Source organism: Pseudomonas sp. NPDC078416 (assembly GCF_050268485.1).
GTDB lineage: Bacteria > Pseudomonadota > Gammaproteobacteria > Pseudomonadales > Pseudomonadaceae > Aquipseudomonas.
Window position 1 is genome coordinate 15867 of sequence record NZ_JBNNGV010000036.1, and the last position, 26845, is coordinate 42711.

The following is a 26845-nucleotide window of genomic DNA, read 5'->3' on the forward strand; positions in this document are numbered from 1 at the left end:
CTCAGCCTTTGGACAACTCGCCGTTGACCAGACGCCAGGTCTTCAACGGATTGCTGGCTTTCAACGCAGGGGGCAGCAGCGAGTCCGGCACGTTCTGATAACAGACGGGACGCAGGAACCGATCAATGGCCGTCGCGCCCACCGAGGTGCTGCGGCTGTCGGAAGTGGCCGGGAACGGCCCGCCATGGACCATCGAATAACTCACTTCGACGCCGGTGGGGAAGTCATTGAACAGAATCCGTCCCGCCTTGCGCTCCAGGATGGGCAGCAGCGACTGAGCGGTCGCTTCGTCGCCGTCGTCGAATTGCAGCGTTACGGTCAGTTGCCCATCGAAGCTGGCAGCGACCTTCTGCAGATCGGCGACGTCGGTGCAGACGATCAACAAAGCGCTCGGTCCGAAGTTTTCGTCTTCCAGCGCGGGGTTGGCGAGGAACGTGGCCGAGTCGGTGCGGAAGAAAGCCGGGCGGGCCTGGAACGAACCTTCGGCCTCCTGACCTTCCGCCACCAGCGTCACACCGGACGCGCTGTGCAGATTATTCAAGCCGTTGCAGTAAGCGCCGTGGATATTTGGCGTCAGCATGGTGGTCGGCAGCTTGTCAGACAACGCCTTGGCCGAAGCCGACATGAAGGTTTCCAGCGCGTCACTTTCCAGTGCCAGCAGGATGCCGGGGTTGGTGCAGAACTGTCCCGCGCCTAGGACCAGCGACTCAACAAAACCCTTGGCGATGGTTTCGGCACGGGCCAGCAAAGCAGCGGGCAGCAGGAACACCGGGTTGATGCTGCTCATTTCGGCATACACCGGGATCGGCACCGGACGCGCCTGAGCGGCCGCCACCAGCGCCAGACCGCCACGACGAGAACCGGTGAAGCCCACCGCCTGAATCAATGGGTGACTGACCAACGCCTGGCCGACGGCAATGTCCTTGTCGATCAACAGTGAGAACACGCCTTCTGGCATGCCGGTATCGCGCGCCGCTTTCTGAATCACGCGTCCCACCAGTTCGCTGGTGCCGAGGTGAGCCGGGTGCGCCTTGACGATGACCGGGCAGCCGGCCGCCAGCGCTGAGGCGGTGTCGCCGCCGGCGACCGAGAAGGCGAGGGGGAAGTTGCTCGCACCGAACACTGCCACCGGACCAAGACCGATGCGCCGCAGACGCAGGTCGGCGCGCGACAAGGGCTGGCGCTCCGGCATTGCAGTATCGACCACGGCGCCGTGCCAGCGGCCATCACGCAGCAGACTGGCAAACAGCTTGAGCTGGTTGACCGTGCGCATCCGCTCGCCTTCAAGGCGCGGCTTGGGCAGGCCGCTTTCGACATGAACGCGCTCCGTGAGGACGTCGCCCAGATCGAGAAGGCCTTGGGCGATGGCTTCAAGGAAGGTGGCGCGTTGGTCGTCACTCAATTGCCGGTAGCGGTCGAATGACGCCTCGGCCAGTTCGCACGCGGCATTGACGTCATCCAGCGTGCTGGCGCCAAACGACGGTTTCAGGGGTTCTCCCGTGGCGGCGGCGAGGGCGAACACCTCTCCGGCCTGACCCCGCACAGTGCGCTGTCCGATGATCGTTTCACCAAGAATCTGCATTGCTCAACACCTCTCGAGGGCGGCGACCGTCAGTGGGTACCGCTGTGGCCAGCCCCTGAGGTTACATCATGGCGCTGCGATCGCCACTGGTCCGGGTGTTGAGCTTGCTGTTGAGCTTATGGCCGCGTTCATTGCTGCAGCTTATTGCTGAACGGCGGTGAACCCCTCAAAGGCCGTGTGTTGCTGGATCGCGCTGACAATGTTCTTGCGCGTGGCGGGCTGCTGGTTACCGTCCTTGTCCACGAACACTTCGCTCTGCAGCTCGGCTTCATCGCCTTCACCGATGAACGAGAAACCCAGGAACTCAAAGGCTTCGCGGTCAGCGTTGGCTTTCGAGCGTGGCGTGCGCAGGGGCAGGGTGACGCTGGCGCCGTCCTTGCTGATGACGAACACCTCGGCTTCTTTCTTCGGCCGTGCCGCTTTGCTCTTGCCGCCGCTCGGGTTACTGACTGCTTGATGGGTCTGGTTCAGTACTTTCAACGCCAGGCTGTAGACCAGCTCCTGAAAACTCGGATCGTCCTTGTAGCTGGAAAGAATCCGGCTGATCGGAAATTTCGAGCTCAGGTCTTCCAGCGCGGCCATGTCGTCGGCTTCTGCGTCCTTGAGCTGTTTGAGCTGACCCATCAGCTCGTAAGCCTGGTCATCATCGAATCGGTCATGGGCGGCGCGTATCGCCAGGCGCAGATCGCGAATCTGGTCGCTTTCCTTGGCGCTCTGGAAGGCGTCTAGCACCATCTCGCTGATGGTTTTGGCCTGTGGCACGTGTTGTGAAAGGTTGATGGCTTCTTCGTAGGCTTGCTTCGACGACACGGCGTTTGCCGCCGGATCGGTATGGGAATCAGACATTGAACATCCACTGCTTCGTTAACTGGGGTTGAGGCGCGAAAAGCTCGGGGCGTTTCGAGGGGCGTAATCTATTGGACGAGGGCGCGGTTGTCACGGATTGCCGCTTGCGTCCGGACCACAGGGCGATTGGCGTTGGATGACCGCAGAGCGCAGACCGCACTATCAAAAAGCCCGGCAATTGCCGGGCCAGTCTTATACGCAGGTGCCGCCTTTATGGTGCGAGCCCGTTCCGCCGGAAGGATGCGTCCCTTTCGGACACGCCGACGCAGAAAGTGAAACGATTGAAAGCAGAGCGACCAGTCCAGCGATAGCGATCTTCTTCATATTGCCTCCGTGCACTGCGAGATGCAGTACAGGGCTATCGGCGTATTGGGATCCCGCTTTAGGCGCAGAACGCCAGAAACAACAAAGCCCGCACAAGGCGGGCTTTGTTGAGGTACTTGGTGGCTACACAGGGACTTGAACCCCGGACCCCAGCATTATGAATGCTATGCTCTAACCAACTGAGCTATGTAGCCAAGTGGCGCGCATTATTCGCTCAGATCGCATACGTGTCAAGCGTCTCTTTCAAAAAATTTATCCACACGATCAATCGGTTAGCCTCCGCGCTCTTCCTCCATTCCTCAGCGCTGCACGTCGGTGACAGTTTCTCTACCTGCGCTGAGTGCTTTTGCCCCACTTTCGCGCACGCAGCATGCACCGTCTTCGGTCTCGCGCCCGGTTTGATGGCTTCGTGCTATCGGTCCGGTTCTTGCTTATGCCTGCCGCATCGCTGCCGTTATAGATGGAAGCGGCAGCAGATCTCGATAAACCCAAATGCGCCACTTGTTCAAAAGATGGACGGTTATCGTTTTCAAAACACAGACATGGCATTTTGCCGGTAAGAACGTAAGGCAGCGCAGCGATGATCATTGGGTCGTGCAGCGGTTGTCGGTGAGGAGTAGTCGGCTATGCAGAGTCTTTTGTCACCAGGGATCCGCCTGCTCGGACGTTTCGGGTTTGCGCGCAAGTTTCAGGTGCTCTTCTTTCTGTTTATTTTGCCGCTCGCGGGCAGCCTGTGGATGATCGGCCAGGATTACCGCAGCAAGCTGGAGGTGATTTCTCAGGAGCAAGCCGGCGTGCGCCAGCTTCTGGCGCTCGATGCGCTGGATGTGCAACTGACGGCCCAGCGCAACCGCGCCGCGCGCTGGAAGGCCGCCGACATTCTCCATGATCCGACGCCAGCCGCGAAGGCAGCCATGAATGCGCTGGATGCTGCCAACCCAGAACTGACCCGAACCCTGGCTTCCCTTGGCGATGAGCTCAAAGCGCAGAACGCCAGTGGTGACATCATGACTCGGTATCAGGCGCTTCAAGCCTCGGTCAAAGGAATGGATTCGGAATCCCTGCGCACCGTCGGCTGGTGGCCGGATGGCTACGATCGCTTCACCTCCGCCCTCACCGCGCTGCAGAGTCTGCGCGAACAGATCGCCATGGACAGCGGTTTGATCCTCGATCCGTGGCTTGAAACCTACTTGCTGATGCAGATCGCCACGCAGCAGGCGCCGGACCTTGTCGAGCGGGTAGGGCGCATGGCAAGTATCGGCCAGTCGTCGATCGCGTCCGGGCAGTTCTCGTTGCAAAGCCGTCTTCAGATGCGCGACCTGCGCAGTCGCATCGGCGACGCCCGTGATCAATTGGTCAAAACCGTGGGTTCGCTCAAAGCCAAGGCCTATCCCGGCATGGAGATCTGGACGCGTCAGTATGAAGACAGTCTCCAACGTCTCGATACCGAACTGAAAGCGCTCGACGACGGTGTTTTCGGTGGCAGCATCAAGCTCGACCCGGCCGCCTTCGAGCGCAGTGTCGACAGCGTGAGCGAAGGCCTTGCGGCCCTGCGCAAGCAGTCACTCTCGTCACTCACCACCCGGCTCGATTACTACCATGAACAGGCTAACCAGCAGTTCGTGCCGGTGGCCGCGACTTTCAGCGTTCTTGCTCTCGCGGCGCTGTATCTTTTCATGTGCCTTCAAGCCTCGATTCAACGCAGCACCAAGGGCATCACGACCTTGGCCGAGTCGCTGCGTGACGGCAATTTGTGTGTTGAGGTCGCCGTCGAGGGGCGTGACGAGCTGGCTGCCATCAGCACCGCACTCAACGTCGCGGTGGTGCAACTGCGCACCAGTCTGCTGGGCGTCAACCACGAAACCCAGCAACTGGGCTCTGCGGTGCTGACGCTCAACGAGCAGTCCGGCAGCACGCTCAACGAAGTCGAGGATCAACAACAGCAGATCAGTCAAATCGCAGCGGCGGCCACCGAGCTGGCCGCGACGTCCATGGGCGTCGCCCGCAGCTGTGAAGCGGCGTCTGGCAGCGCCCAGGCCACCCGTCGCATCGCCGAGGACAGCAGTCGCGACAGTCAACGCACCACGGCGAGCATTCAGCAACTGAACCAGAAGCTGACTGACACCGCTAACGCGTTGAGCAAGGTCAGCGAGCAGGGGCAGCAGATCCAGTCCGTGGTGGACACCATTCGTGGCATCGCCGAGCAGACCAATCTACTGGCGCTCAATGCCGCCATTGAAGCGGCGCGTGCGGGGGAGCAAGGGCGAGGTTTCGCCGTGGTCGCTGACGAAGTGCGCAGTTTGTCGCAGCGGACCCAGGCGTCGACGGCGCAAATTGCCGGGACCGTGGACAGCCTGCGGTCGACCGTCAGCCAGGCCGTCAACCTGATGGAAGCAGCCTGTGGTCAGGCGGTGAGTGATGCGCAGTCGGTGACCGGACTGGGCGAGCGGCTGGAAGAGATCGCCAGCGCGGTGCAGATCGTTACTGACACGCTGGCGCAGATCGCCACTGCGGTCGAAGAGCAGGCTGCAACGGCGGACGAGGTCAGCGGCAATATTCAGCAAGTGGATCAGGCCGCTGGCCGTTTGCTGGACGGTGCGCGTGCGGTCAATCAAGCCGCAGACACCCTGACCAGAGGCAGCCGGGCCTTGAGCGACAACACCGCGAGATTCCGGTTGGGGTAAGCCGCGCAGGCAATGCATGAGGGGATTGGCGTCCACGTCCCCTGTCCGCGGGTGCGGCGCGGGTTGAAAGAAGAACGGCTGGCGACGTATAAGATTCGTCGCTTGCACATCGTCTTCTGAAACCCATCGTCGTAGGGGATTTTTTCCATGACCGATAGCAGTGCCGCAGGTGCGGCGGTTTATTCGCCCCTGACGTTAGCGTTATACGACGCCTGGGTGCTCGGCATTTCCAATCGGTATGCCTGGCGGTGCCCGACCGATGAGGTGCTGTTGCCGTTCTTCCGCGCCAATATTCGTGCGCACCATCTGGATATCGGCGTCGGCACGGGTTATTACCTGGCGAAAGCCAATCTGCCGCCGAACACCCAAATCACTCTGATGGACCTCAACCCCAGCAGCCTTGCCGCTGCCAAGCGCAGAATCGGACGGCCAGACACGCGCACCCTTCAGCATGACGTCATGACGCCGATCCCGGGCAGCGAGCGCTTCGATTCGATATCCCTGTTCTACCTGCTGCACTGCCTGCCTGGCCCGCTGGACGCCAAGGCGGCGATCTTCGCTCACCTCAAGCACAACCTGAACCCGGACGGCGTGTTGTTTGGCGCGACGATTCTAGGGGACGAGGCGGGGCACAATGGTTTCGGCCGCAAGCTGATGGCGGTGTACAACAAGAAAGGCATCTTCGGAAATAGCCAGGACACTCAGGCCGGTTTTGAAGCGCATTTGCGCACGCACTTTGGCGAGGTATCGCTCAAGCGTCAGGGCGTTGTTTTGCTGTTTCGCGTAGCGCAGCCGATCGTCTGAACCGTGCTGCGGCGGGTACGCTTCGCAAGCGGATGCACACCGCAGAAAGCACAAAGCCCGCGGATCACGGAGTGATGCGCGGGCTTTGAGGTTCAACGGGGTTCGTGGATAGCCACAAGCGCGTTAGACGTTGAAGCGGAAGTGCAGAACGTCGCCGTCCTTGACGATGTAGTCCTTGCCTTCCAGGCGCCATTTGCCTGCTTCCTTGGCACCGGCTTCACCCTTGTACTGGATGAAGTCGTTGTAGGCGACGCACTCGGCGCGGATGAAGCCTTTTTCGAAATCGGTGTGGATCACGCCGGCAGCCTGTGGCGCGGTGGCGCCGACACGGACGGTCCAGGCACGCACTTCTTCGACGCCGGCGGTGAAGTAGGTCTGCAGGTGCAGCATTTCGTAGCCGGCACGGATCACGCGGTTCAGACCAGGCTCTTCAAGGCCCAAGGCCTCCAGGAACATGTCCTTTTCTTCGCCGTCGTCGAGTTCGGCGATCTCCGCTTCGATCTTGTTGCAGACCGGCACCAGCATTGCGCCTTCTTCTTCGGCGATGGCGCGAACCACGTCCAGGTGCGGGTTGTTCTCGAAACCGTCTTCAGCGACGTTGGCGATGTACATGACCGGCTTGGTGGTCAGCAGATGGAAGCCCTTGATGACGGCTTTCTCATCGGCGCTCATGCTCTTCATCAGGCTGCGCGCAGGTTTGCCCAGCGTAAAGTGAGCAATGAGTTGCTCCAGCAGGCCTTTCTGGACCACTGCGTCCTTGTCGCCGCCCTTGGCGTTGCGCGTGACTTTCTGCAGTTGCTTCTCGCAGCTGTCGAGGTCGGCGAAGATCAGTTCCAGATCGATGATCTCGATATCGCGCTTCGGGTCGACGCTGTTGGAGACGTGAATCACGTTCTCATCTTCGAAGCAGCGCACGACGTGAGCAATGGCGTCGGTTTCGCGGATGTTGGCGAGGAACTTGTTGCCCAGGCCTTCACCTTTGGATGCACCGGCTACCAGCCCGGCGATGTCGACGAATTCCATCGTGGTCGGCAGGATGCGCTTCGGGTTGACGATGTCGGCCAGGGCCTGCAGGCGCGGGTCCGGCATGGGCACGATGCCGGTGTTCGGTTCGATGGTGCAGAAGGGAAAGTTCTCCGCCGCGATACCGGATTTGGTCAGGGCGTTGAACAGGGTGGACTTGCCGACATTGGGCAGGCCGACGATGCCGCAGTTGAATCCCATGGTGTTTCCCCTCGAGTGATGTCAGGCCTTCTGGCTGTGCAGGACGCGCATCGCCTTGGCGAAGTCGCCAGCGAGTACATCCGGCAGCACGCCGAGGGCAAAGTCGATGCTGGCATCCAGTTTTTCCTGCTCGGCGCGTGGCGCTCGACCCAGGACGAAGTTGGACACCAGACTGGCGTCGCCCGGGTGGCCAATGCCAAGCCGCAGGCGGTGGAAGCCGTTCTGGTTGCCGAGCTGCGCAATGATGTCGCGCAACCCGTTATGCCCGCCGTGCCCGCCACCCAGTTTGAGTTTGGCGACGCCCGGAGGCAGGTCGAGTTCGTCGTGGGCCACCAGAATGGCTTGCGGAGGAATCCGGAAGAAACCCGCCAGAGCTGCGACGGACTGGCCGCTGCGGTTCATGTAGGTGGTGGGAATCAGCAGACGAACGTCTTGGCCCTGATGACTGAATTTAGCCGTCAGGCCGAAATATTTGCGGTCAGCGGTCAGATTGACACGCTGTGCGCTGGCAATGCGCTCGACGAAAAGAGCCCCTGCGTTATGCCGGGTCTGTTCGTATTCGGGGCCTGGATTTCCCAGGCCGACGATCAGTTGGATGGCGGTCACGTCAGGGGCTCTTCCTTGGGTCGAGTGTGATGATGGCGAGCATCATCACGGGTCAACCGGCTAGCGAGTAATAATTACTCTGCTTCGCCTTCTGCGGTGCCTTCTTCTTCGTCCTGGACGATGCGAGGAGCGTGGACGTTAGCGATGTCCAGGTCCTTGCCGTGCGCCAGAGCGACGAATTCAACACCTTTAGGTGCCTTAACGTCGGACAGGTGAACGTTGTCGCCGATTTCCAGAGCGCCCAGGTCAACTTCGATGAACTCAGGCAGGTCTTTCGGCAGGCAGGTCACTTCCAGCTCAGTGGTGGTGTGCGAGATCTCGCCGCCTTTCTTGACCGGTGCTTCTTCGTTGATGAAGTGCACTGGAACGATAGCGGTCAGTTTCTGGCCAGCCACGACGCGGATGAAGTCGGCGTGCATGATGAACTGCTTGGCAGGGTGACGCTGCATCGCTTTAACGATGACGTTCTGCTTGGCGCCATCAATGTTCAGCTCGATGACATGGCTGTAGGCAGCCTCGTTTTCGAACATTTTGGCCAGTTCTTTGGCTTCGATGGTGATCGAAGTCGCTTCCTTGCCACCGCCGTAAACAACGGCTGGGACGGAGGCGGCGAGACGACGCAGGCGGCGGCTCGCACCTTTCCCCAGGTCAGTACGCGCTTGGGCGTTCAGAGTAAATTCGTTCATTTTGCATCTCCAATATAGCCATGACCGAGCGGCGTTTGCGACCAGCGCCTGACACGGTATGGGCAAAAAAGCCCCGCCCCGGCATTGAGTGTCGGGGCGGGGCGCTTTTCGTCAACGGATGGTTCGGCAGGGCAGGGCCCTTATCGGAACATCGCGCTGATCGATTCTTCGTTGCTGATGCGACGCATCGCCTCAGCGACTACCGGTGCGATATCCAGTTGACGGATACGGTCACAGGCCTGTGCTGCAGCGGACAACGGGATGGTGTTAGTGACCACCAGTTCATCCAGCACGGAATTTTCGATGTTCTCGATCGCACGGCCCGACAGGACAGGGTGTGTGCAATACGCGAAAACCTTGGCAGCGCCGTGTTCCTTCAGCGCCTTGGCCGCATGGCACAAGGTGCCCGCGGTATCGACCATGTCGTCGACGAGAATACAGGTACGGCCTTCAACGTCACCGATGATGTGCATCACTTCGGAGTGGTTGGCCTTCTCGCGGCGCTTGTCGATGATGCCCAGATCAACGCCCAGAGATTTGGCAACAGCACGTGCACGCACGACGCCGCCGATATCCGGGGAGACAATCATCAGGTTTTCGAAGCGTTGGTCTTCGATGTCATCCACCAGAACCGGGGAGCCGTAGATGTTATCTACCGGAATATCGAAGAAGCCTTGAATCTGGTCAGCGTGCAGGTCGACAGTCAGCACACGGTCGATACCGACGACAGTGAGCATGTCCGCAACCACTTTAGCGCTGATAGCCACACGGGCAGAACGCGGACGGCGATCCTGGCGGGCATAACCAAAGTAAGGGATTACCGCAGTGATACGAGTGGCCGAGGAGCGACGGAAGGCATCAGCCATCACGACGAGTTCCATCAGGTTATCGTTGGTCGGAGCGCAGGTCGGCTGGATAATGAAGACGTCTTTACCGCGAACGTTTTCATTGATCTCAGCGGTAATCTCACCGTCGGAAAACTTTCCAACAGAGATGTCACCGAGAGGGATATGCAGCTGACGTACGACACGCCGAGCCAGATCGGGGTTGGCGTTCCCCGTAAAGACCATCATCTTGGACACGCGCAGTACCTGGAGGCTTAGGGTATGCCTGGATGACTATAGGAAAATGGCAGGGGCGGCTGGATTCGAACCAACGCATGGCAGGATCAAAACCTGCTGCCTTACCGCTTGGCGACGCCCCTGTATCTGTTGCACGAGTGCCTGGCACTCGGTTCCTTTTAGAGCAGTGCTTGTAACTTCCGGTGCAACATCGAGATGTTTGCGCCTTTTGCTACAAACCCCGTAAGGGTCTCTGTAAGAAGGGCCGAGACTTTATCAGCTTCAGCTTTGCTTGGGAAGGCCCCAAACACACAACTTCCAGTTCCGGTTAATTTTGCTTCGGTAAATTTACCTAACAAATTCAAAGCGTTACCAACTTCTGGATACCGCCTCGTTACAACCGGTAAGCAGTCGTTTCGACTGTTTCCCTTGGGAACGGGGCGCACTTTAATGGGCGGAGTGTCACGTGTCAACAGCGGATCTGAAAAAATTTCTGCTGTACTTACAGATACTTGCGGCACCAGCACCAGATACCAGGGTTCTTCGGGGGTTGCAGGGGTCAGTATCTCGCCGATGCCCTCAGCAAAAGCGGCATGCCCGCGCACGAAAACCGGGACATCTGCCCCAAGCGTGAGGCCCAGCGCCGCCAGGCGATCTTCATCCCAGCCAAGCTGCCAGAGATGATTCAGGCCGAGTAGCGTGGTTGCCGCATCGGAGCTTCCGCCGCCGATGCCGCCACCCATGGGCAGGATTTTTTTCAGCCAGATGTCAACGCCGTGCGGGCACCCGGATTGCTCCTTGAGTGCGCGAGCCGCCCTGACGATCAGGTTGCTGTCGTGGGGGACGTCGGCAATTTCCGTCTGCAGGCGCACTTCACCGTCGTCGCGAAGCGCGAAACTGAGTTCGTCGCCGTAATCGAGAAACTGAAAGAGCGTCTGCAGTTCGTGATAACCGTCTGCGCGGCGTCCGGTGATGTGCAGCATCAAATTCAGCTTGGCAGGGGCGGGCAGTGTCAGTCGTGCTTGCGACATCCTCATTGCCCCAGTTTGCGTGGTTGCCAGTCCTTGATGACCAGCGTGACGTCCAGATCCTGCCCGTGCAGCTTCATGCGTTCAGGCAGCCAGAAACCATTTTGCTGGGTGTAACTCAGGTACTCGATCTGCCAGCCATCCTGTTCAAGGCTGGCCAGGCGACTGTCGCCGTCAAGGGTCAGGTTGCTTTTGCTGTCCGGCGCGGGCAGGCCGCGGACCCACCACACAAGATGCGACACCGGCAGTTTCCAGCCCAGCTGATCTTTGAGCAGGGTTTCCGGATCCGGCGCGTCGTAGCGACCCTGATTGGCGACTTCCAGCGACACCGCGCCAGGGCGACCGGTCAACCGGGCAGCACCGCGACCCAACGGTCCGGACAGGCGAATGTCGTAGTAATCCTGGCGTTGCAGCCAGAACAGCGTGCCGCTGCCGGAATCCTTTGGCGCGCGGATGCCGACCTTGCCGTTGATCTGCCAGCCGTCGAGGCTGCTGAGTTGTTCTTTGTTCACACGCCATTGATTGGCGTCGCCCTTGCCTTGTACGGCTTCGCGGGAGGACATGCCGGCACAGCCGGCGAGCAGGGCGATCAGACTGAATACGAGTACGTGGCGCAATTGCATAAATTCAAAGGGTCTCGGCGCCGGTCAGGCGTTTGATGGTGCTGCGCAGGACCGGGCTGTCAGGTTGTTGTTCAAGGGCCTTGGCCCACACTTTGCGGGCTTCACGCTGCTCGCCTTTGGCCCACAGGACTTCGCCCAGGTGCGCGGCAACTTCGTGATCCGGGAAACGCTCCAGCGCCTGACGCAGCAGACGCTCGGCTTCATCCAGATTGCCGAGGCGGTAATTGACCCAGCCGAGGCTGTCCAGCACCGCGGGGTCTTCCGGGTTGAGCTGATGCGCGCGCTCGATCAATTCCTTGGCCTCGGCGTAGCGCGTCGTGCGGTCCGAAAGCGTGTAGCCCAGGGCGTTCAGCGCCATGGCGTTGTCCGGCTCGCGCTTGAGAATGGCCCGCAGATCGCTCTCCATCTGTTTCAGATCGTTGCGCTTCTCGGCCAGCATCGAGCGGGTGTACAGCAGATTCAGGTCGTCCGGGTACTGCTTGAGCGCCTGACTCAACACTTGCCAGCCGCGATCGCTCTGGTTGTTGTTGGCCAGGGTCTCGGCTTCGATCAGGTACAGCTGAATAGCGTAATCAGGCTGGTCGGCACGTGCCTGAGCCAGACGCTTCGACGCTTCAGCGGTGTTGCCGTTGCTCATGAGGATATCGGCCTGACGCAGCTGCGCAGGCAGGAAGTCACTGCCGGGGCCCACTTGAGCGTATTCGGCCAGCGCGGTTTGAGGGTCATTGCGCTCTTCGTAGATGCGGCCGAGGTTTACGTGGGCCGAGTCGACGTGGCTGCCGCGTGAGACGAGGTCTTCCAGATAGCCCTGCGCTTCGTCCCATGCCTTGTTTTCCAGGCACACCAGCGCGAGTGAATAGCGCAGCTCGTCGTCATCCGGGTACTGCTGAACCAGGCTGGAGAACTGCACTTTGGCGTCCTCCATGCGGTTCTGTTCCACCAGCATGCGTGCATAGGTCAGGCGCAGGCGCTTGTCGTCCGGGTATTTCTTGATGCTTTTTTCCAGCAGCGGGATCGCTTCCTTGCCGCGGTCCATGCTTTGCAGCAAGCGAGCGCGCAGCAGAATCGGCGCCACTTCGCCTTCACCCGGCGGGTTGTCTTCAAGCAGTTTCAGCGAGGCGGCACTGTCGCCCTCCTGCTGAAGGAGCAGCGCCTTGCCGAAGATCAGCTGGCCGTTTTTCGGGTATTTCGCCAACAGGCGGTCGAAGCTGGTAATCAGCCCCTTGCGCGTAGTGGAGTCGGTTTCCGACGCCGACAGCGCGAGGAAATCAAAATGCGTGTCGCCCTGCCCCTGAAGGACCTTCTCCATATAGCGCATGGAATCGTCGTAGCGCCCGGCGCGCGCCAGCTGGATGGCTGCCGCGCGCTGTGCCTCGAGATTGCCCGGGTCGTTCTTCGCCCAGATCATCGACGTATCGAGGGCGGCCTGATCGGCGCCCAGGTACTCGGCGATACGGAAGGCTCGCTCGGAAATCCCTGGATCCTGGGTCTGGATCGCCTGGGTCACGTAGTTGTCCAGCGCGATGTCGAAGCGGTTGCGCTGGCCGGCAAGCTCGGCAGTCAGCAGGCTGACGACGGTTTCCTGAGTAAACGATCCGTACACCTGAGGTTTGGCCTCGGCGGCGGACGGCGCTTCTTTCGCCGGAGCGGAGGGCTCCGTAGAAACGGAGGACGTAGACTGGCAGCCACTCAGAGCGACAAGGGCAAGGAACAGCGCGGAGGATTTATTCATATAGAAGAAGGGCGGCTTACCTGCGGTTTGGAAGCATCATGACACAAGGCCGGGAGCAAACCCACAGCCCGCGCGAAATCTGGATACGCTCAATCTACGGCGTGCGCACGGACATTTTGTCGCAGCCCGAACGCGGTGATACGCAACCTGTATAGGGACAATAGCGTGCTGCGGACGTTCTGAATGTATTGCGGTGGTTGTCCTGAATCTACCGAAGTAGGACAATTGCCGGCTTCACGTCACCATCTGCGACCTTAATGGCCTTTCTTGCTCTGGGTATCAACCACAAGACTGCATCAGTCGATGTCCGCGAGCGCGTGGCATTTACGCCTGAGCAGCTGGTTGAGGCGCTGCAGCAGCTCTGCCGCCTGACCCGCAGCCGTGAAGCGGCCATTCTTTCCACCTGCAATCGCAGCGAACTTTATATCGAACAGGATCAGCTGACCGCCGACGTGGTGTTGCGCTGGCTGGCGGATTATCACCACCTGAATGTCGATGAGCTGCGCGCCAGCGCCTATGTGCATGAAGACGACGCGGCGGTGCGACACATGATGCGCGTGGCGTCGGGGCTGGACTCGCTGGTGCTCGGTGAGCCCCAGATCCTCGGTCAGATGAAATCGGCCTATGCCGTTGCCCGGGAGGCTGGCACGGTCGGCCCATTGCTCGGGCGGCTGTTTCAGGCCACCTTCAGCGCTGCCAAGCAGGTGCGCACCGACACGGCCATCGGCGAGAACCCGGTGTCCGTCGCCTTTGCCGCCGTCAGCCTGGCCAAGCAGATTTTCAGCGACCTGCAGCGCAGTCAGGCGCTCTTGATCGGTGCAGGGGAGACCATCACTCTGGTTGCCCGCCACCTGTACGAGCTTGGCGTCAAGCGTATCGTTGTTGCCAACCGCACCCTTGAGCGCGCAAATATTCTCGCCGAGCAGTTCGGTGCTCACGCGGTGCTGTTGGCCGACATCCCCGCCGAGCTGGTCAACAGCGACATCGTCATCAGCTCCACGGCCAGCCAGTTGCCGATTCTGGGCAAGGGCGCCGTGGAAAGCGCGTTGAAACTGCGCAAGCACAAGCCGATCTTCATGGTCGACATCGCCGTGCCGCGCGATATCGAGCCCGAGGTCGGTGAGCTGGAAGACGTCTACCTCTATACCGTGGACGATCTGCACGAGGTCGTCGCTGAAAACCTCAAGAGCCGCCAGGGCGCGGCGCAGGCGGCTGAAGAGCTGGTCAGCGTGGGCGTCGACGACTTCATGTCGCGCCTGCGCGAACTGGCAGCGGTCGACGTGCTCAAGGCGTATCGTCAGCAGAGCGAACGCCTGCGCGACGAAGAACTGCAGAAGGCCCAGCGCATGCTCGCCAATGGCAGCAACGCCGAAGACGTGTTGATGGCGCTGGCACGTGGCCTGACGAATAAATTGATGCACGCCCCCAGCGTGCAACTTAAAAAGCTGTCCGCCGAAGGCCGCGTCGATGCGCTGGCCATGGCCCAGGAACTCTTTGCCCTCAACGAGGGCTCCACGGATAAATCCCCGCAATGAAAGCTTCACTGCTTAATAAGCTGGACGTGCTCAGCGACCGTTTCGAGGAATTGACCGCGCTGCTCGGCGATGGCGAAGTCATCTCTGACCAGACCAGATTTCGCGCGTATTCCCGTGAATACGCTGAAGTCGAGCCAGTGATTCAGGTGTATCGGCAACTGCAGAAGGTGCAGGCCGACCTCGAAGGCGCGCAGGCGCTGCTCAAGGACAGCGACCCCGACATGCGCGAAATGGCCGTCGAAGAAGTGCGCGATGCCAAGGATCAGTTACTGGTGCTCGAGGCTGACCTGCAGAAAATGCTGCTGCCCAAAGACCCGAACGATGGCCGCAACGTGTTCCTCGAAATTCGCGCCGGCACCGGTGGCGACGAAGCAGCGATTTTCGCGGGTGACCTGTTCCGCATGTATTCCCGCTATGCCGAGCGACGTGGCTGGCGTGTCGAGATACTGTCCGAAAACATAGGCGAACATGGCGGCTACAAGGAAGTCATTGCGCGGGTCGAGGGCGAGCACGTCTACGGCAAGCTGAAATTCGAGTCGGGTGTCCATCGTGTTCAGCGCGTTCCGGAAACCGAATCCCAAGGGCGCATTCACACCTCTGCGTGTACCGTAGCGGTGTTGCCAGAGCCTGACGAACAGCAGACCATCGAGATCAACCCGTCCGACTTGCGCGTTGACACCTATCGCTCATCCGGCGCCGGTGGTCAGCACGTCAACAAGACCGACTCGGCCATCCGCATTACGCACTTGCCGTCCGGCATTGTGGTGGAGTGTCAGGAAGAACGTTCGCAGCACAAAAACCGTGCTCGGGCGATGTCCTGGCTGTCGGCCAAGCTCAACGACCAGCAGACCGCTGCGGCGGCCAACGCCATCGCCAGCGAGCGTAAATTGCTGGTAGGTTCCGGGGATCGCTCGGAACGCATTCGTACGTACAATTTTCCACAGGGGCGAGTCACGGATCACCGCGTGAACCTGACGCTCTATTCCCTTGATGAAGTTCTGGCCGGCGGGGTCGATGCAGTGATAGAACCGTTACTTGCCGAGTATCAGGCAGATCAACTTGCGGCACTGGGTGATTAAATGACCATCATCGCCAGCTTGTTAAGAAGCGCCGAGTTGCCGGACTCTCCGACAGCGCGTCTGGATGCAGAATTGTTGCTTGCCGCTGCCTTGGGCAAGCCGCGCAGTTTTCTGCACACCTGGCCCGAGCGTATTGTCAGCACCGAAGCGGCGCATGCCTTCGACGGCTATCTCAAGCGTCGTCGAACCGGCGAACCCGTCGCGTACATTCTGGGCCTGCAAGGGTTCTGGAACATCGACCTGGAAGTCGCGCCCCACACGCTGATCCCGCGTCCTGAAACCGAGATGCTGGTGGAAACCGCGCTGGAGCTTTTGCCCGGTGCGATTCCTCATACGCTGCTCGATCTGGGCACCGGTACCGGCGCCATCGCGCTGTCGCTGGCCAAGGATCGTCCGCAGTGGAACGTCACGGCGGTGGACCGCGTTGAAGAAGCGGTCGAGCTTGCCGAACGCAATCGCCAGCGCCTGCATCTGGATAACGCGAAGGTTTTGCACAGCCACTGGTTCAGTGCTGTCGAGGGTCAGCGTTTTGACCTGATCCTGAGCAACCCGCCTTACATTGCCTCCGACGATCCGCATCTGGTCGAAGGTGACGTGCGCTTCGAGCCAAGCAGCGCGCTGGTCTCCGGCGCCGATGGCCTGGATGATCTGCGTTTGATTGTGTCGCAAGCGCCCGCGCACCTTGAAGCCGGCGGCTGGCTGTTGCTGGAGCATGGCTACGATCAAGGCGCAGCGGTTCGCGAGTTGCTGCTTGAGCACGGATTCGAAGAGATCAAGACCCGCCGCGACCTGGGCGACCACGAGCGCATTACCTTTGGGCGAGTGCCGTGCTGACGGACGAGGAACTGCTGCGCTACAGCCGGCAGATCCTGCTGCAACAAGTCGACATCGACGGTCAGCTGCGCCTCAAGCAGAGCCGGGTGTTGATCGTCGGGCTCGGCGGACTGGGTTCGCCGGTGGCGTTGTACCTGGCGGCGGCCGGCGTCGGCGAGTTGCATCTGGCGGATTTCGACAGCGTCGATCTGACCAACCTGCAACGCCAGATCATTCACGACACCCCAAGCGTGGGCTTAAGCAAAGTCGATTCAGCCGTCACACGACTGATCGCGATCAATCCGTTGATAACACTGGTGCCCCATCGTGCGGCCCTTGATGTCGACTCGCTGGCCGCAGCCGTTACCGGGGTCGATCTGGTGCTGGACTGCTCGGACAACTTCTCCACGCGCGAGGCGGTCAACGCGGCCTGCGTCGCCGCCTGCAAACCACTGGTCAGCGGCGCCGCGATACGCCTGGAAGCTCAACTGTCGGTGTTTGATCCGCGCCGTCCGGAGAGCCCTTGCTACCACTGCCTGTACGGGCACGGCAGCGAAACCGAACTGACCTGCAGCGAGGCTGGCGTGATCGGGCCACTGGTTGGACTGGTGGGCAGTCTGCAGGCCCTTGAGGCCCTCAAACTGTTGGCCGGCTTTGGCGAGCCGATGGTGGGTCGACTGCTGCTGATCGACGCCTTGAGCACGCGATTCCGCGAATTGAAAGTCAAACGCGACCCAGGCTGCAGCGTGTGCGGTACCAAGCTTCGAGCTTCCGCCGAGCATGAGTAGAGACAGCGATGCGCCGGTGGCGGTGTTTGACTCCGGCGTCGGCGGGTTGTCGGTGCTGGCGGAAATACAGCAGTTGCTGCCACGGGAATCCCTGCTTTACGTCGCCGACTGCGGCCATATCCCCTACGGCGAGAAAACCCCCGAATTCATTCGCGAGCGTTGCGCGACGATTGCCGAGTTCTTCCACAATAAGCGCGCCAAGGCGCTGGTGATCGCCTGCAACACGGCGACGGTGGCCGGCATCGCTGACTTGCGCCTCCGCTACCCTGACTGGCCGCTGGTGGGCATGGAGCCGGCGGTCAAACCTGCGGCCGCGGCGACGCGAACCGGTGTCGTCGGTGTGCTGGCGACCACGGGCACTTTGCAAAGCGCCAAATTCGCTGCATTGCTCGATCGCTTCGCGGCGGATGTGCAAGTCATCACGCAGCCCTGCCCGGGACTGGTCGAGTTGATCGAAACGGGCGACCTGGTCAGCCCGGAGATTCACCAATTGCTGCAGGGCTACGTCACGCCGTTGCTCGCGGCAGGTTGCGACACCATCATTCTCGGCTGCACCCATTACCCGTTTCTCAAGCCATTGCTGCGGGAAATGATCCCTGCGTCCATCACGCTGATCGACACCGGCGCCGCTGTAGCCCGGCAGTTGCAGCGCTTATTGGGTGAGCGTGAGCTGCTGGCGAGCGGTCATCCTCGGACTGCCCAGTTCTGGACGACCGGCGATCCAGAAGATTTCAGAAACGTCCTACGCGTGCTTTGTAACAACTCCGACAATGTGCGAAGCTTCGTTTCGTGAAAAAAACGTGAATCGCTTCGTCTGTGGGTGAACTAAAGTTCAGCTGCCGGCTTCTACAGCACTTCTGTCGATATAAAAAATTTCTAACTGCTTTCGAAAATAGGATGTTTCAGATGAAGCGACTGTTTTGTTTGGCTGCGATTGCGGCTGCGTTGTTGGCGCAAAGCGCAATTGCTCAAGCTGATGGGGTCGAGTTTTCCGTAGGACACACTGGCGAGTCCACGATGACTTATCGCCTGGGTGCGCAATTTGATTGGGATCAAAGCTGGTGGCAAACCGGTGTCGGTCGCCTGACCGGTTACTGGAGCGGCGCCTACACGTATTGGGAAGGCGACAAGAGCGCCAGCAACAACAGCCTGTCGTTCTCCCCGGTATTCGTTTACGAGTTTTCGGGTGAGAGCGTCAAGCCTTACATCGAAGCCGGTATCGGCGCCGCTGTATTCCAGCGCACCGAAGTGGAAGGCAACAAACTGGGCAGCGCGTTCCAGTTTGAAGACCGTCTGGGCTTTGGTCTGCGCTTTGCGGGCGGACATGAAGTTGGCCTGCGCGCCACTCACTACTCCAACGGCGGCATGACCACCAACAACGACGGTATCGAAAGCTACGCCATTCACTACACGATGCCGTTCTAAGCGTCTGATTGCGTTATTGCAGGAGCGGGGTTAACCGCAATTGCAACGTACCACTCGCTTCTTCCCGGCTAACGCCGGTCCTACTGAAAAATCACCTCGTAGGACCGGCTTTAGCCGGGAATGTGTCAGCCAAAGCAGCTGACCCAAGCAAACATCAAGTCCCGTGCTTGCTGCTTGCCGCGACCATCACAGATACGCCGTCGCAATCCCTTCTCGTTCGGCAATGCACTCCGGCGCACCCATTTCGAATTCCCTGCAAATCAATGGCCGACGGTCGTAGATCGTGCACATCATCGTGTCGCGATCAAGTGCCGCGCACCAGCCATCGTCCAGGCGCAGCATGACTTCGCCGCCCCAGTCATCGGTGTCGATGTAGCGCTCGGGCACGCCAGTGTCGGTGATCAGCATGACTTCCAGCTGACAGCAGCAGGCCGCACAAGTGGAACACGTGATAGCGGGTTCTGCAGGGAGTTGAAGCGAGGGGATAACGGTCGTCATGGGCGGCAGTTTAAATCACCGCGCAGCAGACAGCTAACCGATGTGACCAATGCTCACCCAATCTCCTGCGTCTCGGCCTGTCGCTGCGGCAGCGACTTGAACGCTTGCAGTGCGCGTTCGCGGCTGGATTTCAAATCGACGATGGGCGCAGGGTAACCTTCCACGCCGAACAGCCCGCCCAGGGCGGTCGGATTATGAATATCGCGCTTGTTCAGCTCAGCCAGTTCAGGCACCCACTGCTTGATGAATCGACCTTCGGGGTCGAAGCGCTCCGACTGACTTTGCGGATTGAAAATCCGGAAGTAAGGCGATGCGTCGGTGCCGGTCGATGAACTCCACTGCCAGCCACCGTTGTTCGACGCGAGATCGCCGTCGATCAGGTGCTGCATGAAGAAGCGTTCACCTTCACGCCAGTCGATCAGCAGATTCTTGGTCAGGAACATCGCCGAGATCATCCGCAGGCGGTTGTGCATCCAGCCGGTTTCAAGCAACTGGCGCATGGCTGCATCGACAATCGGCAGCCCGGTCCGGCCCTGTTGCCAGGCTTCCAGATCTTTCGGCGCATTGCGCCATTTCAGCGCTTCGGTTTCCGGGCGGAAGGCGCGGTGACGGGAGACACGGGGGAAGCCCACCAGCACGTGCTTGTAGAACTCACGCCAGAGCAGCTCGGTGATCCAGGTCACTGAACCCGGATTGCCGGTTTCAAACTCGCCATTGTTGCTGCGCAGCGCCGAATGCAGACACTGACGGGGCGAAATCACACCGGCCGCCAGGTACGCAGACAGTTGGCTGGTGCCAGGCTTGGCGGGGAAGTCGCGCTCTTGATCGTAGTAATGCACTTGCTCGTCGGTAAAGTTTTGCAGGCGATCACGCGCCTCATCTTCACCGGCAGGCCAGAGCGAGCGCAGGGTCTCCGTCGGCTCGGTGAAACCCTTGACCGCGTCCGGAACGACATCGCTTTTGATGGACAGCTTCTGCTGTGCCTTGGGCAGTGCAACCAGCGCTGGCATCGAATAATGCAAACGGGCGTAACAGACCTTGCGGAATTGCGTGAAGACCTTGAAATAGCCGCCGCTCTTGGTGAGCACGCTGCCTGGCTGAAAAAACAGCTGGTCGAGGTGACGACGAAACAGTACGCCGGCGCCGTCGAGTGCCGCCTCCACTTCACGATCGCGTTTGGTCTCGTTGATGCCGTACTCGTCATTGACGTGCACGCTTTCGATTCCGTGCTGCTGACACAACTCGAGGATCGCCTTGGGCGCCTGCGCCCACGTGTCTGCATGGACAATCAGCAGCGGGACGTTCAGCGCCGCAAGTGCCTTGCTCAACTCGCGGAGGTTGCGCAGCCAGAAATCGACTTTGCAGGGGGCATCGTCATGGCTCAGCCACTGGCCCGGGCTGATCATGTACACGGCCAGAGTCGGGCCCTGCTCCATGGCAGCGCTCAGCGCAGTGTTGTCGTGCACACGCAGATCGCTGCGCAGCCATATCAATTGCATAGTTGTTCCTTAGAGAAGCCCCAGCCGTTGCAAAGCGGCTTGGGCGGTCAAAGGGTCTTCCGCAAGAGAGAGACCGGAGACCTCACCCTCGGCTGCGGATAATTCAGTCGAATGAATGCGCACCGCCGGCCCGACGATCAACTTCGGGCACTCGATGTTGTGCAGCAGGCGAGGCAAATGGCCGACGTTCAGTGATTTGCTGGAGTACAACAACACCGCGCGGGGCTTGAGGTATTCGCAGGCCAGGGCCAGTTCGCCGGCCGGCAGAGGCCAGTCGAACACTTCCACCGGGCAATCGGCGCTGCTGAGCAGCCACGCGGTCAGCCACAGATGCGGCTCGAGCGGGAGGTCAGACTGATTGACCAGCAGCAAGGGCGCGCCGCTGACCTGGCGATTGTTGTGGTACAGCCGGGCGCCGAACTTGCTGCGCAGCCACGAGTAGAAAAACACCCGCTCCAGCTGCGCGCCGAACTGGCCCTGCCAGCGCTGCTCAAGGGCCGCAAGCAGCGGCAGTAACAGTTGTTCGCAGAGCGTGCGCGGCGGGTACAGCGACATCGCGCGGTTGAGCGAATCATCCAGGCGTCGCTCGGCCAGGTCGCCGATGGCTTCCTGCAGGGTCTGGCGAAGAACGTCCCAGTCGTTCTCGACACTTGGCGCCGGCGCCTGCTGATCGTCGATCAACTGCTTGACCTGGCTGACCGACACGCCGCGGTTCAGCCACGTGAGGATGGTCAGCACGCGGTCCACGTGCTCGTTGCTGTACAGCCTATGGCCCTTGGGCGTCCGGTGCGGAACGATAAGGCCGTATCGACGTTCCCAGGCGCGCAGGGTCACTGCGTTCACGCCGGTCAGTCGGGCGATTTCACGAATCGGCAGCCAGCCGTTTTCAAAGGCGCTCGCGGGGTCTTGCGGGTCGCCTTCCGGCGGTTCTTGCTCATTAGGAGTCATGGTCAAATCGCGTTGCGCAGACTGAGGTTTTCCGGATGCGGCTGCAGATAAACCTGCAGTGCAATGTACGGATCGGGGTGTCGGCGGAAATGATGTTTGAGCAGCGTCAGCGGTACAACCAGCGGCACGATGCCTTGGTGGTACTGATTAATGACGCCCTGGATTTCTTTCTTGTCGGACGCACTGAGTGTCTGGCGCAGATAGCCGCACAGATGCTGCAACACGTTGGTATGGGTGCGCCGGGTCGCCGGTTTCTTCAGCGCGCTCATCAATTGGCTGAAATAGCGCGGGGCGATTTCGGTCGGGTCATTTCGGCCCATGGTGCCCAGCAGGTTGCCCAGCGCCTTGTACTGAACAGGGTCGTTGGCCATCAGCTGATATTTATAGCGGGCATGAAATTCGGTGAGCGTACGGCGGGTGATGCCGCTTTTCAGCAGCGTCTGCCAGGCGGCATAGGCGAACACACGGGTGATGAAGTTTTCCCGCAACACCGGGTCGTTCAAACGTCCGTCTTCTTCGACCGGCAGATCGGGGTGACGCGCGCAGAACGCCTGGGCGTAAATACCGCGCCCGCCGGTTTCGAACGGCACGCCGTTGTCGCGGTAAACCTTGACGCGCTCCAGGCCACACGACGGCGATTTCTGCATGAAGATGTAGCCGCAGATGTCGCTCATCTCGGTGGCCATGTGTTCGCCGTAATCAGCCAGCTGCTCGGTGACGTTCATGGCGTGGTTGACACTGCCCACCGCCTGAGGATGATCAGGGTCACCCACCAAACGGATGGCTTCGCGAGGAATGCCCATGCCGATGGCAACCTCGGGGCACGCGGGCACGAAATCGAAATATTCGGTCAGGGCTCGGGTCAAAAGGTGTGATTCCTTGTGCCCGCCATTGAACCTGACCTCCACGCCCATCAGGCAGGCGCTCACGCCCAGCTTGGGTTTGGAGGCTTGCTCTGATGAATGATCGAGTACAGCAGACATGACAAACCCTCGATGAACTTCTTATACAGATCCGTTTCTCTGTACAACATTTGCCCATCATAGGTTTGTCGCAGTGCAAGTCAAATAATTTGTGGAAGAACAAGGAATGGAGCGACAAGGTGCGGGGATTTCGGCACAACAGCATCGCGGCGCAGCGATCTGAAGGTATTTACTTCCAGCCCATCTGCCAGCTCTGGTCATTCTGCAGGGTCTGCCAGGCTAACGTCTGACTGCGCTTGGTCATGACGGCTTGCAGTTCGATCTCCAGCACCGTCCCTTCTTCGTCACAAAACAACTCAGTGACCAGAAAGTGTTTTTCACGGTTTTGAGGAGACGCTGCTGTCCATTTCGACAGCAGCAGCTTACGCGGATTGATTCTATTCATTTGAGGTGTTCCAGCAGACGCCGCGCGGCCTCCTGACCACTCAGCCATGCGCCCTCGACGCGGCCCGACAGGCACCAGTCGCCGCAGACGTACAGACCCAGATCTCCATCGGACAACGCGCCGACTTCGCGTCCGCCAGCAGGCCTTGCGTACAGCCAGCGGTGGGCGAGGGTGAATGCCGGGGCCGGCATCGCGCAATTCATCAGCTCGGCAAATGCGCCGTGCAGCTGATCGATGACCTCTTCCTTCGGCATGTCGACATGCTGGCGGCTCCAGGCGCTGGTGGCGTGCAGAATCCAGGTGTCCATCTGACTGTCGCGCCCGGGTTTGCTGCGATTGCGGGCCAGCCAGTCGATGGCGCTGTCTTGCACGAAGCAGCCTTCGAGTGGCGTGTCCAGCGGAGTGTCGAAGGCCAGCGCAACGGCCCAGGTCGGCTCCATTTTCACGCCAGCGACGACGCTCGCCAGTTTGGGGGCGTCGGCCAGCAGGGTCGTGGCCTGGGCCGCGGGGATGGCGATCACCACATGACTGAACGGGCCATGGCTCTGGCCGTCGGCGTCCAGCAGATTCCAGTGTTGTTCGCCACGAAAGACTTCGGTGATGCGGCAGGAGAAGGTCACCGGCATGTCGCCGAGCATGGCCCGGGTGATTGCACTCATGCGCGGCGTGCCTACCCAGCGCACTTGCTCGTCGGGCGACAGGCTGAGTGCTCCGCCGTGATAGTTGTAGAGCAGCGGCTTCCACTCGGCCACGTGGCCCTCGGCTTGCCACTGCTGCACGGCGGCGGCGAAGCGACGGTCCCGGGCGGTGAAGTACTGCGCGCCCATGTCCAATGCGCCGGCATCGCTGCGTTTGCTGGACATCCGGCCGCCACTGCCGCGGCTCTTGTCAAACAGATGAATGCTATGCCCGGCGGCTTGCAACGCCTGGGCGGCGGAGAGTCCGGCGATGCCGGTACCGATGATTGCGATGGGGACAGTCATAGGGGCCTCGTTACCTTGTCTGCACAGACTACGCCTCAGGCAAAAGCTGTACAATGCCGTTTTTCGGTATAAGTTGTCGCCCTGCACACGCGGGGCGCTGACCTTTCCAGGGGCTCGCTGACAAGTCTGACGCTTTGCTTGAATCGTTCAACTGCACGATCGGGCTGTCCTAAAGAACAGCGAGGGAGTGGATCGCTCCAAGGTGACCTAGAGTGGAGTGATCACTCCGCGCACGAGCTCATGGCTTGTGCAGAAATAGACTCCGCAATTGCGATGAACGCCACGTAAGGAACTCAGTCATGCACATTTTGCTGACCGGCGGTACAGGCTTGATAGGGCGTCGTTTGTGTAAGCACTGGCTCGCGCAGGGCCATCAACTGACGGTCTTGAGCCGCAAACCCGATGAGGTGGCGCGGCTGTGCGGCGCCAACGTTCGCGGGATTGCACACTTCGATGACGTAGGCAGCCAGCACGTCGATGCGGTGGTCAATCTGGCCGGCGCGCCCATCGCCGACCGTCCCTGGACCCGCAAACGCAAAATACTGTTGTGGGACAGCCGCATCACCCTGACCGAGCAATTACTCACCTGGCTTGAGCGCCGCGAGCAGAAACCCGGCGTTTTGATTTCCGGCTCCGCCGTCGGTTGGTATGGCGACGGCGGTGAGCGGGAACTCGATGAAACCGCGCAACCGGTCAGTGAGGATTTCGCCAGCCGCCTGTGCATTGCCTGGGAAGAGACCGCGCAACGTGCTGAAGCGCTGGGCATCCGTGTGGTGCTGGTGCGCACCGGTCTTGTGCTGGCCGATGAAGGCGGCATGCTGCAACGCCTTTTGCCTCCCTTCAAGATGGGCATGGGCGGGCCAATTGGCAACGGACGCCAATGGATGCCGTGGGTTCATATAGAAGATCAAATCGCCCTGATTGATTTTCTGATGAACCGGGACGACGCACGAGGTCCTTATAATGCCTGCGCGCCAGCACCGGTGCGCAACCGGGATTTCGCCAAGACCCTTGCGTCCGTGCTGCATCGCCCGTCATTCATGCCAATGCCGGCCGTCGCGCTTCGGTTGTTGCTGGGCGAGCTGTCGATCCTGCTGCTGGGCGGCCAACGTGCCCGCCCAGACCGTCTCCAAGAGGCGGGTTTCACTTTCCGATTCACTGATCTGCGCGCGGCCCTGGAAAACCTTCTGGGCCGCCACTGACATCAAGGTGTTGCATGACCGATCACGCTTTATTGCTGGTTAACCTGGGTTCGCCGGCGTCCACGTCGGTTGCCGACGTGCGCCGTTACCTCAATCAGTTTCTGATGGACCCTTATGTTATTGACGTGCCGTGGCCGGTGCGTCGCCTGATCGTCTCGCTGATTCTGATCAAGCGCCCGGAGCAGTCGGCCCATGCCTATGCCTCGATCTGGTGGGACGAGGGTTCGCCGCTGGTGGTGCTGAGCAAGCGACTTCAGCAGGCCATGGTCAATGAGTGGAAACACGGTCCGGTGGAGCTGGCGATGCGTTACGGCGAGCCCTCGATTGAAACCGTGCTCACGCGCCTGGCAGCCCAGGGCATCAAAAAGGTCACGTTGGCGCCGCTGTATCCGCAGTTTGCGGACAGCACCGTGACCACGGTGATTGAAGAAGCCAAACGCGTGGTGCGTGATAAAAAGCTGAATTTCGACTTCTCGCTGCTGACGCCGTTTTTCAATCAGCAGGAATACCTCGACGCCCTGGTGGCGAGCGTGCGGCCGCATTTGCAGCAGAATTACGATCATCTGTTGCTGAGTTTTCATGGCCTGCCCGAGCGGCATCTCACCAAGCTCGACCCGACGGGCAATCACTGTTTCAAGAGCGGCAACTGTTGTGAAACGGCGTCGCCTGAGGTGCTCGCCGTCTGCTACCGCGCGCAGTGCATGCGTTCAGCGGCAGAGTTCGCCAAGCTGATGGGCATTCCCGATGGCAAGTGGTCGGTGTCGTTTCAGTCGCGTCTGGGGCGCGCCAAGTGGATCGAACCCTACACCGAGCCGCACCTGGCCGAATTGGCCGCGCAGGGCGTTAAGAAGCTGCTGGTCATGTGCCCGGCGTTTGTCGCGGACTGCATTGAAACGCTGGAAGAGATCGGCGATCGCGGTGCCGAGCAGTTCAGGGAAGTGGGGGGCGAGGAGCTGGTGCTGATTCCGTGCCTCAACGATGACCCGAACTGGGCGAAGGCGCTGAATACATTGTGCGAAAAGGCACCGGCGATGGTGGTGTAATAACCCGGGCTTAGCTTTCACGTAGATCCTTGTGGGAGCGCGCTCGCCCGCGAAGGCGTGTGTTCAGTCGCGATCGATGTGACGCGACAGCCGCATTCGCCAGCAAGCCGGCTCCTACAGATTGGGCGTACGCCGACTGTCTCAGGTGTGAGCAAGATCCACTGTAGGAGCCGGCTTGCTGGCGAAGACCCCCGTCCAGTCGCCATTGATGCGCCTGATGCGCCGCGTCGCGAGCAAGCCCACTCCTACAGATTGGGCGTACGCCGACTGTCTCAGGTGTTGGCAAAATCCACTGTAGGAGCGCGCTTGCCCGCGAAGGCGTGTGTTCAGTCGCGATCGATGTGACGCGACAACCGCATTCGCCAGCAAGCTGAACTGGTCAAGTAATTCTGGACACCCGTTTAGGTTTTCAAGCAGCCGCTCCCTCTGCAGCCACAGGCGACCTGTAGCCGTTGTAGCTGTGG

At 60.4% G+C, this 26845-nt stretch carries 25 protein-coding genes and 2 tRNA genes; 10 read left to right on the plus strand and 17 right to left on the minus strand.

Annotated features, from left to right (window positions below; translation table 11 throughout):
* Nucleotide 1: 1 nt before the first annotated feature.
* The 3 genes from ACQKEN_RS22470 to ACQKEN_RS22480 all read right to left on the minus strand — a co-directional run bounded on the left by ACQKEN_RS22470 (nt 2) and on the right by ACQKEN_RS22480 (nt 2946).
* A complete protein-coding gene (locus tag ACQKEN_RS22470; RefSeq protein WP_427688881.1) occupies nt 2-1582 on the minus strand; it encodes an aldehyde dehydrogenase (NADP(+)) in 1581 nt (526 codons plus the stop codon).
* Between the two features lie 141 nt (nt 1583-1723).
* Nucleotides 1724-2428, minus strand: a complete 705-nt coding sequence (locus tag ACQKEN_RS22475) for a hypothetical protein (protein WP_427688883.1) — start codon at nt 2426-2428, stop codon at nt 1724-1726.
* A 441-nt stretch (nt 2429-2869) separates the two neighbouring features.
* Nucleotides 2870-2946 (minus strand) — tRNA-Met (locus ACQKEN_RS22480).
* Between the two features lie 432 nt (nt 2947-3378).
* On the opposite strand from ACQKEN_RS22480, the gene ACQKEN_RS22485 reads away from it, so the two are divergent.
* A complete protein-coding gene (locus ACQKEN_RS22485; RefSeq protein WP_427688885.1) occupies nt 3379-5436 on the plus strand; it encodes a methyl-accepting chemotaxis protein in 2058 nt (685 codons plus the stop codon).
* A gap of 147 nt (nt 5437-5583) precedes the next feature.
* Nucleotides 5584-6240 carry a class I SAM-dependent methyltransferase gene (locus ACQKEN_RS22490; RefSeq protein WP_427688887.1) on the plus strand — a complete coding sequence of 219 codons (657 nt, stop codon included), beginning with the start codon at nt 5584-5586 and terminating at the stop codon, nt 6238-6240.
* A gap of 123 nt (nt 6241-6363) precedes the next feature.
* Here ACQKEN_RS22490 and ychF read toward each other — a convergent pair whose 3' ends face one another.
* The 8 genes from ychF to ACQKEN_RS22530 form a co-directional block, all read right to left on the minus strand.
* A complete protein-coding gene (ychF, locus tag ACQKEN_RS22495) occupies nt 6364-7464 on the minus strand; it encodes a redox-regulated ATPase YchF (RefSeq protein WP_065991776.1) in 1101 nt (366 codons plus the stop codon).
* Nucleotides 7465-7485: 21 nt separating this feature from the next.
* Entirely contained in the window at nt 7486-8070 is a 585-nt protein-coding gene (gene pth, locus ACQKEN_RS22500; protein ID WP_108120616.1) for an aminoacyl-tRNA hydrolase, read from the minus strand.
* 74 nt (nt 8071-8144) lie between these two features.
* Entirely contained in the window at nt 8145-8756 is a 612-nt protein-coding gene (locus ACQKEN_RS22505) for a 50S ribosomal protein L25/general stress protein Ctc (RefSeq protein ID WP_108120617.1), read from the minus strand.
* Between the two features lie 140 nt (nt 8757-8896).
* Nucleotides 8897-9838: a ribose-phosphate pyrophosphokinase gene (locus ACQKEN_RS22510; RefSeq protein ID WP_037018241.1), complete on the minus strand. Its 942-nt coding sequence runs from the start codon at nt 9836-9838 to the stop codon at nt 8897-8899.
* Nucleotides 9839-9885: 47 nt separating this feature from the next.
* Nucleotides 9886-9960, minus strand: a tRNA-Gln gene (locus ACQKEN_RS22515).
* Between the two features lie 36 nt (nt 9961-9996).
* Nucleotides 9997-10848 (minus strand): 4-(cytidine 5'-diphospho)-2-C-methyl-D-erythritol kinase, encoded by an 852-nt coding sequence (gene ispE, locus ACQKEN_RS22520; RefSeq protein WP_427688890.1) that lies wholly within the window; start codon nt 10846-10848, stop codon nt 9997-9999.
* A 2-nt stretch (nt 10849-10850) separates the two neighbouring features.
* Nucleotides 10851-11468 carry a lipoprotein insertase outer membrane protein LolB gene (gene lolB, locus ACQKEN_RS22525; protein ID WP_282369450.1) on the minus strand — a complete coding sequence of 206 codons (618 nt, stop codon included), beginning with the start codon at nt 11466-11468 and terminating at the stop codon, nt 10851-10853.
* 4 nt (nt 11469-11472) lie between these two features.
* Entirely contained in the window at nt 11473-13200 is a 1728-nt protein-coding gene (locus tag ACQKEN_RS22530) for a tetratricopeptide repeat protein (RefSeq protein ID WP_427688892.1), read from the minus strand.
* 257 nt (nt 13201-13457) lie between these two features.
* Here ACQKEN_RS22530 and hemA point away from each other — a divergent pair, with 257 nt between their 5' ends.
* The 6 genes from hemA to ACQKEN_RS22560 all read left to right on the plus strand — a co-directional run bounded on the left by hemA (nt 13458) and on the right by ACQKEN_RS22560 (nt 18840).
* Nucleotides 13458-14735 (plus strand): glutamyl-tRNA reductase, encoded by a 1278-nt coding sequence (hemA, locus tag ACQKEN_RS22535; RefSeq protein ID WP_427688893.1) that lies wholly within the window; start codon nt 13458-13460, stop codon nt 14733-14735.
* Nucleotides 14732-15814: a peptide chain release factor 1 gene (gene prfA / locus ACQKEN_RS22540; RefSeq protein WP_427688895.1), complete on the plus strand. Its 1083-nt coding sequence runs from the start codon at nt 14732-14734 to the stop codon at nt 15812-15814. Before hemA ends, prfA begins: the two co-directional genes overlap by 4 nt.
* Nucleotides 15815-16648, plus strand: coding sequence for a peptide chain release factor N(5)-glutamine methyltransferase (gene prmC, locus ACQKEN_RS22545; RefSeq protein ID WP_427688897.1), 834 nt, complete (start codon nt 15815-15817; stop codon nt 16646-16648). It begins immediately after the preceding gene.
* Nucleotides 16642-17415, plus strand: coding sequence for a molybdopterin-synthase adenylyltransferase MoeB (locus ACQKEN_RS22550; protein ID WP_427688899.1), 774 nt, complete (start codon nt 16642-16644; stop codon nt 17413-17415). The genes prmC and ACQKEN_RS22550 overlap by 7 nt, the downstream gene beginning before the upstream one ends.
* On the plus strand, nt 17408-18208 hold the full coding sequence (gene murI / locus ACQKEN_RS22555; protein ID WP_427688901.1) for a glutamate racemase: 801 nt from the start codon (nt 17408-17410) through the stop codon (nt 18206-18208). Before ACQKEN_RS22550 ends, murI begins: the two co-directional genes overlap by 8 nt.
* A gap of 113 nt (nt 18209-18321) precedes the next feature.
* Nucleotides 18322-18840: an acyloxyacyl hydrolase gene (locus ACQKEN_RS22560; protein WP_427688903.1), complete on the plus strand. Its 519-nt coding sequence runs from the start codon at nt 18322-18324 to the stop codon at nt 18838-18840.
* A 186-nt stretch (nt 18841-19026) separates the two neighbouring features.
* Here ACQKEN_RS22560 and ACQKEN_RS22565 read toward each other — a convergent pair whose 3' ends face one another.
* The 6 genes from ACQKEN_RS22565 to ACQKEN_RS22590 all read right to left on the minus strand — a co-directional run bounded on the left by ACQKEN_RS22565 (nt 19027) and on the right by ACQKEN_RS22590 (nt 24136).
* Nucleotides 19027-19338, minus strand: coding sequence for a YkgJ family cysteine cluster protein (locus ACQKEN_RS22565; RefSeq protein ID WP_074883972.1), 312 nt, complete (start codon nt 19336-19338; stop codon nt 19027-19029).
* Between the two features lie 53 nt (nt 19339-19391).
* Nucleotides 19392-20837 carry a deoxyribodipyrimidine photo-lyase gene (gene phrB / locus ACQKEN_RS22570; protein WP_427688905.1) on the minus strand — a complete coding sequence of 482 codons (1446 nt, stop codon included), beginning with the start codon at nt 20835-20837 and terminating at the stop codon, nt 19392-19394.
* 9 nt (nt 20838-20846) lie between these two features.
* A complete protein-coding gene (locus tag ACQKEN_RS22575) occupies nt 20847-21785 on the minus strand; it encodes a MerR family transcriptional regulator (RefSeq protein ID WP_427688907.1) in 939 nt (312 codons plus the stop codon).
* Between the two features lie 2 nt (nt 21786-21787).
* On the minus strand, nt 21788-22768 hold the full coding sequence (locus ACQKEN_RS22580) for a 2-thiouracil desulfurase family protein (RefSeq protein ID WP_427688909.1): 981 nt from the start codon (nt 22766-22768) through the stop codon (nt 21788-21790).
* A 169-nt stretch (nt 22769-22937) separates the two neighbouring features.
* On the minus strand, nt 22938-23153 hold the full coding sequence (locus ACQKEN_RS22585; RefSeq protein ID WP_192174940.1) for a TIGR02450 family Trp-rich protein: 216 nt from the start codon (nt 23151-23153) through the stop codon (nt 22938-22940).
* A complete protein-coding gene (locus ACQKEN_RS22590) occupies nt 23150-24136 on the minus strand; it encodes an NAD(P)/FAD-dependent oxidoreductase (RefSeq protein WP_427688911.1) in 987 nt (328 codons plus the stop codon). The genes ACQKEN_RS22585 and ACQKEN_RS22590 overlap by 4 nt, the downstream gene beginning before the upstream one ends.
* Nucleotides 24137-24435: 299 nt before the next feature.
* Here ACQKEN_RS22590 and ACQKEN_RS22595 point away from each other — a divergent pair, with 299 nt between their 5' ends.
* Both ACQKEN_RS22595 and hemH read left to right on the plus strand, forming a co-directional pair.
* On the plus strand, nt 24436-25338 hold the full coding sequence (locus ACQKEN_RS22595) for a TIGR01777 family oxidoreductase (RefSeq protein WP_427688912.1): 903 nt from the start codon (nt 24436-24438) through the stop codon (nt 25336-25338).
* A 14-nt stretch (nt 25339-25352) separates the two neighbouring features.
* Complete coding sequence (gene hemH, locus ACQKEN_RS22600) at nt 25353-26381, plus strand: ferrochelatase (RefSeq protein WP_427688914.1); 1029 nt, start codon at nt 25353-25355, stop codon at nt 26379-26381.
* Nucleotides 26382-26845: the final 464 nt, after the last annotated feature.

What these genes read in the sequence shown, in the direction of transcription:
- ACQKEN_RS22560 (WP_427688903.1), top strand. Translation starts at nt 18,322, where the DNA reads ATGAAGCGACTGTTTTGTTTGGCTGCGATTGCGGCTGCGTTGTTGGCG.
- ACQKEN_RS22595 (WP_427688912.1), top strand. Translation starts at nt 24,436, where the DNA reads ATGCACATTTTGCTGACCGGCGGTACAGGCTTGATAGGGCGTCGTTTG.
- ACQKEN_RS22475 (WP_427688883.1), bottom strand. Translation starts at nt 2,428, where the DNA reads ATGTCTGATTCCCATACCGATCCGGCGGCAAACGCCGTGTCGTCGAAG.
- ACQKEN_RS22575 (WP_427688907.1), bottom strand. Translation starts at nt 21,785, where the DNA reads ATGACTCCTAATGAGCAAGAACCGCCGGAAGGCGACCCGCAAGACCCC.
- prfA (WP_427688895.1), top strand. Translation starts at nt 14,732, where the DNA reads ATGAAAGCTTCACTGCTTAATAAGCTGGACGTGCTCAGCGACCGTTTC.
- prmC (WP_427688897.1), top strand. Translation starts at nt 15,815, where the DNA reads ATGACCATCATCGCCAGCTTGTTAAGAAGCGCCGAGTTGCCGGACTCT.
- ychF (WP_065991776.1), bottom strand. Translation starts at nt 7,464, where the DNA reads ATGGGATTCAACTGCGGCATCGTCGGCCTGCCCAATGTCGGCAAGTCC.
- phrB (WP_427688905.1), bottom strand. Translation starts at nt 20,837, where the DNA reads ATGCAATTGATATGGCTGCGCAGCGATCTGCGTGTGCACGACAACACT.
- lolB (WP_282369450.1), bottom strand. Translation starts at nt 11,468, where the DNA reads ATGCAATTGCGCCACGTACTCGTATTCAGTCTGATCGCCCTGCTCGCC.
- ACQKEN_RS22505 (WP_108120617.1), bottom strand. Translation starts at nt 8,756, where the DNA reads ATGAACGAATTTACTCTGAACGCCCAAGCGCGTACTGACCTGGGGAAA.
- ACQKEN_RS22565 (WP_074883972.1), bottom strand. Translation starts at nt 19,338, where the DNA reads ATGACGACCGTTATCCCCTCGCTTCAACTCCCTGCAGAACCCGCTATC.
- ACQKEN_RS22580 (WP_427688909.1), bottom strand. Translation starts at nt 22,768, where the DNA reads ATGTCTGCTGTACTCGATCATTCATCAGAGCAAGCCTCCAAACCCAAG.
- ACQKEN_RS22585 (WP_192174940.1), bottom strand. Translation starts at nt 23,153, where the DNA reads ATGAATAGAATCAATCCGCGTAAGCTGCTGCTGTCGAAATGGACAGCA.
- ACQKEN_RS22485 (WP_427688885.1), top strand. Translation starts at nt 3,379, where the DNA reads ATGCAGAGTCTTTTGTCACCAGGGATCCGCCTGCTCGGACGTTTCGGG.
- hemH (WP_427688914.1), top strand. Translation starts at nt 25,353, where the DNA reads ATGACCGATCACGCTTTATTGCTGGTTAACCTGGGTTCGCCGGCGTCC.
- ACQKEN_RS22490 (WP_427688887.1), top strand. Translation starts at nt 5,584, where the DNA reads ATGACCGATAGCAGTGCCGCAGGTGCGGCGGTTTATTCGCCCCTGACG.
- murI (WP_427688901.1), top strand. Translation starts at nt 17,408, where the DNA reads ATGAGTAGAGACAGCGATGCGCCGGTGGCGGTGTTTGACTCCGGCGTC.
- ACQKEN_RS22590 (WP_427688911.1), bottom strand. Translation starts at nt 24,136, where the DNA reads ATGACTGTCCCCATCGCAATCATCGGTACCGGCATCGCCGGACTCTCC.
- ACQKEN_RS22470 (WP_427688881.1), bottom strand. Translation starts at nt 1,582, where the DNA reads ATGCAGATTCTTGGTGAAACGATCATCGGACAGCGCACTGTGCGGGGT.
- hemA (WP_427688893.1), top strand. Translation starts at nt 13,458, where the DNA reads ATGGCCTTTCTTGCTCTGGGTATCAACCACAAGACTGCATCAGTCGAT.
- ispE (WP_427688890.1), bottom strand. Translation starts at nt 10,848, where the DNA reads ATGTCGCAAGCACGACTGACACTGCCCGCCCCTGCCAAGCTGAATTTG.
- ACQKEN_RS22530 (WP_427688892.1), bottom strand. Translation starts at nt 13,200, where the DNA reads ATGAATAAATCCTCCGCGCTGTTCCTTGCCCTTGTCGCTCTGAGTGGC.